Genomic DNA, 8,467 nt, shown 5'->3' on the forward strand with positions numbered 1-8,467 from the left:
CCCTCTGACCCACGCGCTCTTTGACCCGCGCCCACTAAGCCACCCCGCCCGCCGCCCCACCTACCCCGGGCCCGGCCGAGTCCGCGAGCCGGCAGGAGGGCGGCTGGGTGCGGGCCCGGCTGACGGGCCCGGCTGACGGGCCCGGCTGACCGGGCCAGCCGCGCCGCCTCAGTCCTCGTCGGCGGGGGCCGCGAGGCGCAGCTCCTCGAGGTCGATGCGCGCCGTCGCCCGGCGCAGCACCACGTCGTCGATCGCCCCCGAGTGCCGCAACCGCAGCAGAGCATCCCGCTTCGCCGGCAGCAGCGCCGCCTGCAGCTGGGATTTCACGTCGAACTCGCTCTCGTCGCGGCGCGCGGCCGCCGGGTTGCCGTCTTCGCGGTGGATGCCCGCCAGCCGCGATTCGAGCAGGTCGCGCACGTGCGATGCGGCGTCGGGCGGCGTGCCGAGGCGGGCCGCGACATCCGGAAGCACCTTGAGCTCGGCCCTGATGCCGGTCTGTTCCGCGAGCAGCAGCTCATCGAACTCGGTCGGGTCGGGAGGCAGGTGCGCCCAGCGCACCACCGCCGGCAGGGTCAGCCCCTGCACCACGAGCGAGAAGAGGATGACGATGAACGTCACCGTGATGACGAGGTCGCGGTACGGCAGCGGCTGCCCGTCGCTGGTCGTCGCGGGCAGCGCGAGGGCGGCCGCCAGCGACACGGCGCCGCGGAAACCCGCCCAGGCGTTCGGCTGGCGCTGCCGGAACGACACCCGCCGCAGCCGCTGCGACGGCCGCCGATCGAGCGCCCTGATCACGTAGGGCGTGACGTTCGACCAGATGAGCCGCGTGGCGAACACCGCAGCAGCGATGACCAGGCCGATCGCCACTGTTCCGAACCAGTCCGGCCCCAGATCGGCGGTCACGGCGTGGAATTCGAACCCGATCAGAAGGAAGAGCGTCGCGTTCAGAATGAACGTGCTCAACTGCCAGAATCCGGACGACTGCGCACGCATGCTGGCGGTGATCACCCGGGGGCCGTACTGGCTCAGCACGAGTCCGGCCGTCACCACGGCGACAACGCCGGAGACGTTGAGGGACTCGGCGGGCAGGTACGCCAGGAACGGGGTGATCACGCTCAGCGTGTTCGCGAGCAGCCGGTCGTGCACGAGGCGCCGCAGCATCACCGCGAGCAGCCCGACCGCGAGGCCGATGGCGATTCCGAAGACATAGGATGCCGCGAACTGCAGGGCTGCGAAGCCGAAGCTGATCGGGGTTCCGCTGACCGCCGTGCCCAGCGCGATCGCGTACAGCACGAGCGCCGTGCCGTCGTTGATCAGGCTCTCGGCGCGAAGGATCGTGCCTGTGCGGCGTGGCAGGTGGCCCGCGATCGACGAGACGGCCGTGGCATCCGTCGGCGCCAGGATCGCGCCCAGCACGAAGGCGATCGGCCACGGCAGCCCGAAACCGTGGGCGATCGCGGCGACGACGCCGGCGGTCACCAGCACGAGCACGATCGACGCCAGCACGATCACCCGCAGGTTGCGACGGATCTCCCGAAGCGACGTGTTCAGCGACTCCCAGTACAGCAGCGCGGGCAGGAACAGCAGAATCACCAGGTCAGGAGGCAACTGGATGCCGCTCAGCAGCGGAACGAAACCGAGCGCCGCACCGAGCAGCAGCAGCACCAGCGGCGGCGGCAGGCGGATCTTCGCCGCCAGCGCCCCGCCCACGAAGATCGAGGCACCGATGATGACGAGGAACTCCAGCCCTTCCATGTCGCACCCCCTTCTCTCGTGCCCGGTTCTGTCGTGGCCGGTTCTGTCGCGTCCGGTTCTCCACCGTCCGGTTCCGGTGTGCTCGGAATCATAGCGAGCGGATGCCGCGGCCGCAGCCGACGGATGAAGGAACCCTGCACACCCCGCACAAGCGGTTTCGCGCTCGGCGAAAGACGGGCATCCGGAGTCGACGCCCACCGACCCGAAATCTAGGCTGGAAGACATGAGCGGCAGGAAGAAGCGGAGCGACACCCGCCTCAATGTGGCCCGCTACCTCGTCGACGGTTCGCTGCCGGGGGATGAGGCGCGGGGCGCGGCGGGCGCCGGATCGGAGTCGCCCGATGGCGCTGCGGAGGCGCCCGACGACGACACCGCCCTCGCCGGCCAGCGGTCGATGGAGGCGCGCGCCCAGTACGTCGAGATCTCGATCCAGCAGGCGATGCGGCGCGGCGACTTCGACAATCTGCCGGGGGCGGGCAAGCCGCTCCGCAACCTGCACGACGCCTACGACCCCGACTGGTGGATCAAGCGCAAGATCGAGCGTGAGAACATCACGGGGCTGGGTCCGCCGGCGCTGACCCTGCGCAGCGAGAGCGCTGCGCTCGATGAGACTCTGGATGCCGCGCCCTCCGAGAAGCGGGTGCGCGAGCTGCTCGGCGACTTCAATGCGCGCGTGGTCGAGGCTCGGCGCCAGCTGAAGGGCGGGCCGCCGGTGACGACGGCGGTGCGGGATGTCGAGGCGGAGGTCGCGCGGTGGCGGGAGCGCCGCGAGGCGCGCTTCGCGGCGTACGAGCGGCGGCGCGAGGCGGAGGAGGCGGCTTTCCGCGCGCTCCCGTGGCGCGAGCGCCGGCGTCTGCGCCGCCCCGCGCCCTAGGCTGCCGCGCCCACCTGCGGCTGCGCCGCGCCCCTCTCGCACGTCATTCGAGCGATCGAAGGGACGCAGACTGCAGCCGAAGGCGCAGTGTGGCACGATCTGGGTCCCCTCGCTCGAGTGGCCTCGCGTCAGTTCGGCAGCACGAGGCCGAGCACCACCAGCCACGCGAACACGGAGGTGCTGGCGGCGCTCAGCAGCACGTGCATCCGTTCCCCACGGAACCCTCCGCGCCCGACGGCGTCTGCGCGGCCCGTCGCGCCTGCGCCTGCGTCTGCCGAGGCATCCGCGTCGGCAACGACACTCGCGCCTCCAGCCACTCCCGCGACGCGCCACTGCGCGACGAGGAACGCTCCCGCGAACGCCAGCATCACGAGCGTGATCACGCGCACCGCGACCGACGGCGGGTCGCCCACCAGGCCCGCCCCGATCTGCTGGAACGCCACGACGCCCCACGGCACGATCCCGAGCCCGGCGCCGAAGCACAGCGCGAGCTTCGGATGCCCGCGCCCCACCCCGACGCGCTGCTGCAGCAGGCCGAACAGCGCCATCCCGCTCGTCGCTGCGTAGACCAGCACGAGGGTCGTGACATCCTGAACCCCGTTCAGCTGCGCGACCAGGAACACGGTCACCGACGCCGTCACCGAGAACTCGACCCAGCGCGCGGTGTCGCTGCCACGGGTGCGCCCCGCGGCCTCGAGCGCGCGCGCGACGGCGACCAGCACGCACAGCACCACCACCGCCACGCCCAGATCGGTCACGGCGATCTGCACGGGTTCGGGGGTCGGCCCAGGGGTTCCGGATGCCCGCCCACCCAGGCTCGACAGCCACGCGTCGACCGGCAGCAGTACGCGCCGCCCCGTTGCCGCGCGCACGATCGCCAATGCGACCGCCTCGACGCCGAGCACCGCCGCGGCCACCCCCGCCGCCCGATCGCCTCGCGCTCCCAGCCCGCTCCCCGCTCCCCGCGCGCTCGCCGCTGCACCCGCATCTCGCACCCGTGCTGCCCCCGCGTCATCCATCCTCCAGAGGTATCACCCAACCCGCCCCCGCACAACGGCCCTCGCGCCCGCCCGCCGCCCGCTCACCTCACCACTCGCGAAGGGTCGCAGATCGTTCCGAGGCCGCGTGGTTGGCACGATCTGCGCCCCTTCGCGCCGCGCGCGCGGCTGTGCCAGAATCGGCGGGGAGAGGGGGGCCCGAGATGAACAGAGTGCTGCGCCCAGAGACGCTGAAGCCCGACGTCAGGCGGTGGACCGGCATCTCCGCGATCGCCGTCGCCGCCCTGATGGCCGCCGAGTTCCTCGTGCAGGTCACGACCGTCGGCACCCGGCCCGAGCTCGCCGACGAGCAGGCGATCGGCGCGTTCATGACCGAGGCGGCCAACCCGACGCTCGTCGTGATCTTCATCGACACGTTCCTGATGGCCGCGCTGATCGTCTTTCTGGCGAGCTTCCGCCAACTGATCACGCACACCCGGCACGACATGCAGTGGGTGGCCGACCTCGGCTACGGCGCGGGCATGGTGTTCGTGGCGATCACGCTGGTCGGCGACGCGATGGATGCCGGCGGCGCCCTCGACACGATCGACCAGCCGGCGAACGGCACGGTCATCCGCGCGCTCACGGAGGGCCACATCGTGATGTTCGGGTCGATCGGCTGCGTGCTGACCGCTCTGGTGGTCGCCGCGGCGGGCTACGTGACGTTCGCGTCGGATGTGCTCCCGCGCTGGACGGGCTGGCTCGCCTTCGCGGTGGCCGCCTCGAACCTGGTCACGGTTCCGGCGATGTTCAACGGCACGAGCGCGACCGATCCGTTCTCGGCCGGCGGCGGGGGAGTGACGGCGCTCGCGACGTTCCCGTTCCTCGTCTGGGTGGCGATCGTGGGTATCGTGACCATCCGGGGCCAGCGGCACCACGCCGCGAGGCGCACGGCGGCGGCCGTCGGGGTCGCGCTCACGCGCTAGCTGCAGAAGGCGCGCGGGATGCCCGGCCACCCCTACCGGAACAGAAGGCGCGCGGGATGCCCGGCCACCCCTCCCGGAACGCAGAAGTGCCCCGGCCGAAGCCGGGGCACCCGTGTGCAACGCTACGAGCCGAGGATCACGCCTCGCTCATGACGAGCTGCTCGGCCTGCCCGCGTGCGGCGAGGGCGGCAGCGCGTGCCGCGAGGCGGCGGGCCTGCTCGGCCTGGCCGGCGTCGAGCACGTCCTGGGGGACCTCGACGCTCTCGACGTGGTTCACACCGTTGTACTTCTCGATGTAGGCGTCGAGCTCGGGGCCTGACTCCCACGACGTGATGAGGCAGTACCGCGGCTCGGGGCCGGGGTGCGTGGCGGCGTGCCAGAGGCGCTGGGTGTCGACGATCAGCTGGGCTCCGGCCGGAAGCGCGATGCGCACCTCGCCCTCGGGGTCCGTGCGGTTGTGACGAAGCACGAAGTAGCTGTCTTTGTCGTCGGTCAGGTTGAAGAAGCCGCGAACGACCCAGCCCGTACCGTCGGGGTTCAGGCGGTTGTTGTCGTCCTGGTGGAGGTTGTAGAGGGTGTCGGCGTACTCGTTCGGCTGCAGCTCGATCACGCGGCAGCGACCGACGTTGGCACCCGGCTCCTGCGCGCGACGCGTCAGGTTCGGGGCCTTCTCGATCTGGGAGTCGATCCACACGCCGTCTTTGTCGGTGCGCGGCGGCTTGTGGTTCCAGAAGCCGTTGCATTCGATGGCGCCGAAGGCGCTCGCCAGCGGTGCGAACCGGGTGTCGCCGGAGGACTTCCAGTCGTTGTACTCGATGTCCAGCCACTCTTTGGGGTCGAGTTCCTGGTTGTAGCGGTCGAGCACCACATAGCCAGTTTCTTCCAGAGCGGCAGATTTGATGTATCCCATAGTGAGATCTTGCCCTTTCGTCTTGGACCAGCACGTTTTAACAGGTCCAGGTTAGGTCAGCCTAACATCCGCTCATTTGGCTGGGCCGGGAGCACACCGGGGTGTCTGTACGATCGAATCCATGTCCTCTGCCACCAATGTCGACGCCACTGCGGTCAACACCGTGCACTGGCTCTCCGCCCCCGAGACGACCATCGTCGTTCCGGTCTACCAGCGCCAGTACCGGTGGGACATCGGCGGCTGCGAACAGCTCCTCGGCGACATCAGGGCCGTCGCGGATTCGGATGATCGGCAGCGCCACTTCCTCGGCTCAATCCTCTCGACCGCGGCCGACGGCTCCGACTCCGAACTCGTTCTCATCGATGGCCAGCAGCGCATCACCACGCTGATGCTGCTGGTCGCCGCTCTGCACCACACCGTGCTGCAACAGCCCGAGCAGCAGGGGTCGGCGCTCGCCCGCGACCTCGAGGCGGTGCTGGTACGGGCATCCGATCGCCGACGCACCAAGCTGCGCCCGCACCGGGCCTGGGCCGAGGTGTTCGAGAGTGTCGTGCTCGATCGGCGGGCACCGGATGATCAGCTGCGCGATTCGCGGTTCGACGACAACTACGCCTTCTTCCGCAGCCAGGTCCTGGCAGACGAGGTTCCCCGCATCTGGCGGGGCCTGCAGAAACTCGAACACGTCGCGATCACCCTCGGCGCAGACGCGAACGCGCAGCAGATCTTCGAGAGCCTGAACTCGACGGGCGAACCACTGCGCGACCACGAACTCATCCACAACTACGTGCTGATGGGGCTCTCGCACGCCGAGCAGAGCGAGATCGAAGACACCTACTGGCTTCCGATCGAGCAGAACACGGGAGAGTCGATCGCGAGCTTCTGGCGGCACTACCTCGTCATGACGACAGGTCGCGAGGTCGCCGTGGCCGGCGAACGCGGGGTGTACGACGCCTTCCGGCAGCAGTTCCCTCGGCTCGACCTGGCGTCGTTGCGCGTGCACGCCGAACAGTGGCGGCAGCTGTCGGAGGTGTACCGCGTGCTGCTCGAACCGGGCGAGGCGCCCGACCCTGCCGTCGGTGTGCAGCTCGGCTACCTGAACACCTTCGGGCGCGGGATGTATCCGCTCGCCCTGCGTGCATACCTCGACTACACGCGCGGGGTCACCTCGGCCGAGGGACTCATCCGGTCGCTCGAGCACATCCAGTCGCTGCTGCTGCGACGCACCGTCGTCGGAGTGAGCAACGATCGACTCGTGGCGCGGCTCTGCCGGGCCCGTGCGCTGGGGCCGGACGAGCTGGTGCAGGCGATCGCCCGCATCACTCCGTCGGATGAGCGGGTGCGCGTGGCGCTGAAGTTCAGCGACCTGCCGCACGCCGGGTACGTGCTGAGGCGGATCGCCCGGGCGGAGGCCGCGGCATCCGGAGCCGACGACGCGGCTGCCCCGTTCGCGCAACTCTCCTCGTTCGACGTGGAGAACATCTTCCCGCTCTCGCCCGCCGACAGCTGGAGCGGCGACGGCATCCGCACCTGGGCGGAGTACAGCGACGACGAGCAGAACAGCCACCGCGCGCTCGCCCAGACGCTCGGCAACCTGGCGCTGCTCGAGCAGCCGCTCGCGGAGCGCACCATCGATCGCTCGTTCCCCGAGAAGCGGGCGCTCTACGCGGCGAGCGAGGTGGCCTCGACGGCGGTGCTCGCGCTCGCCGATGCCTGGGGCACCGCCTCCATCGCGGCGCGCACGGCGGCGTTGACCGACCTCTTTCTCGGCGTGTGGGCGCGGCCGGCGGTCGTCGTCATCGACGACGACGGGCTGACGCCCATCCTTGACGCCCAACGCCGCCGCGGCTGGCCACGCGGCTGGGAGCGCGAATTCGAGTACGTCGAGTACCGCGGCGAGCACTGGGAGGTCTACGACGTCAAGTACCTCTTCAACCGCATCTTCAAGCGGTTGTGGGCGGATGCTCGCCCCGCCGTCATCGCGTTCAGTGCGCGCCGCGGTGGCCCCGTCTACGACGCCCAGGCGTGGAACGGGCACTGGGACCAGCTCGACGACGACACCCACCTCTACATGGGCTGGGACTCGAAGTACATGCTGACCGCTGTGCAGGGCGTGCTCGACGAGGCCGGCATCGCTGCCGAGGTCTTCGTGAAGTACTCCTACATCGGCGCCATCATGTGATCGCGCAACAAGGAGACAGACGGTCGAGGTCGCAAATACGTCGAGGAGTGAGGCGGTCGGGTGGTTGCTTCGGGGGTCGGGGTGACATATACTCAGGATGTCTGTTGCAGTAGCGGCAGAAAGTGGACTCGGTAGCCTTCCGGACGGTCGGTGTGCCGAGTTTCGCGTTTAACGCGGTTGCCGTGCTCTGGTGACGACGAGCGGGGTGATGCGTCGCTTCCATTCGCCGCCGCGGGCGAACGCCCAGGCAATGGCGTCGGGAACCCAGAGCAGGGGCTCTGCTGAGGCGCTCTCGTGGCAGTAGGTGAATCGGCTGTCGCCCTGCTGCGACTCCGCGAGTGTGCGCAGAACCTGCCGGTCGAATTTCTCGATCGACACGTCGCGTTCCAGAACGAGCCGGGTAGCGCCGCTGTCGCTGGTGTCTTCGACGATCTGGCGCAGGCATGCTGCGCGGGCGGGGGCGTCGGCCAACCCGGATACGGAGTAGACCCGTGCGCGTAGCCCGAGGTCGGCGAGGGTGGAGAGGATGAGGCGGCGGCGGGGGTCGCTCTCCTTGACCATGTGCACGCGGGCCTGGCCGGGCTTCCGGAGGAGGGCGATCTGCTTTCGCAGGGAGACGAGGCTCTCGGAGGGCACGGTGACGGCGACGAGGGTGTAGCCCTTCGTCTTGCTCTCGTCGATGAAGACGGTGTCCATCCAGCCTTCAGCGATTCGGTGTGCGAGTTTTGCTCAAGTATAGCGTTGCGGGCGCAGATGGCGCGCGCAGGTTGGGGTGGGGGAGGGGGT

Annotated in this window: 7 protein-coding genes; 3 read left to right on the top strand and 4 right to left on the bottom strand. The window is 69.8% G+C overall.

Annotation, left to right across the window (positions count from 1 at the left end; genetic code table 11):
- Positions 1–168: 168 nt before the first annotated feature.
- On the bottom strand, positions 169–1,755 hold the full coding sequence (locus C5B96_RS16560; protein ID WP_104246468.1) for a Na+/H+ antiporter: 1,587 nt from the start codon (positions 1,753–1,755) through the stop codon (positions 169–171).
- Between the two features lie 223 nt (positions 1,756–1,978).
- On the opposite strand from C5B96_RS16560, the gene C5B96_RS16565 reads away from it, so the two are divergent.
- The gene (locus C5B96_RS16565; protein WP_104246469.1) at positions 1,979–2,629 is read left to right on the top strand and encodes a DUF1992 domain-containing protein; all 651 of its coding nucleotides are present in this window, start codon (positions 1,979–1,981) and stop codon (positions 2,627–2,629) included.
- A 128-nt stretch (positions 2,630–2,757) separates the two neighbouring features.
- Here the strand turns inward: C5B96_RS16565 and C5B96_RS16570 are convergent, their stop codons facing one another.
- On the bottom strand, positions 2,758–3,648 hold the full coding sequence (locus C5B96_RS16570; RefSeq protein WP_146078233.1) for a hypothetical protein: 891 nt from the start codon (positions 3,646–3,648) through the stop codon (positions 2,758–2,760).
- Positions 3,649–3,830: 182 nt separating this feature from the next.
- On the opposite strand from C5B96_RS16570, the gene C5B96_RS16575 reads away from it, so the two are divergent.
- A complete protein-coding gene (locus C5B96_RS16575) occupies positions 3,831–4,592 on the top strand; it encodes a hypothetical protein (RefSeq protein WP_104246471.1) in 762 nt (253 codons plus the stop codon).
- A 136-nt stretch (positions 4,593–4,728) separates the two neighbouring features.
- Here C5B96_RS16575 and C5B96_RS16580 read toward each other — a convergent pair whose 3' ends face one another.
- Complete coding sequence (locus C5B96_RS16580; protein ID WP_104246472.1) at positions 4,729–5,502, bottom strand: hypothetical protein; 774 nt, start codon at positions 5,500–5,502, stop codon at positions 4,729–4,731.
- Positions 5,503–5,623: 121 nt separating this feature from the next.
- On the opposite strand from C5B96_RS16580, the gene C5B96_RS16585 reads away from it, so the two are divergent.
- Positions 5,624–7,681, top strand: coding sequence for a DUF262 domain-containing protein (locus C5B96_RS16585; protein ID WP_104246473.1), 2,058 nt, complete (start codon positions 5,624–5,626; stop codon positions 7,679–7,681).
- 168 nt (positions 7,682–7,849) lie between these two features.
- On the opposite strand, the gene C5B96_RS16590 is transcribed toward C5B96_RS16585, so the two are convergent.
- Positions 7,850–8,377: a hypothetical protein gene (locus tag C5B96_RS16590; RefSeq protein ID WP_104246474.1), complete on the bottom strand. Its 528-nt coding sequence runs from the start codon at positions 8,375–8,377 to the stop codon at positions 7,850–7,852.
- Positions 8,378–8,467 lie beyond the last annotated feature (90 nt).

The organism is Subtercola sp. Z020 (assembly GCF_002931235.1).
Taxonomy (GTDB): Bacteria; Actinomycetota; Actinomycetes; order Actinomycetales; family Microbacteriaceae; genus Subtercola.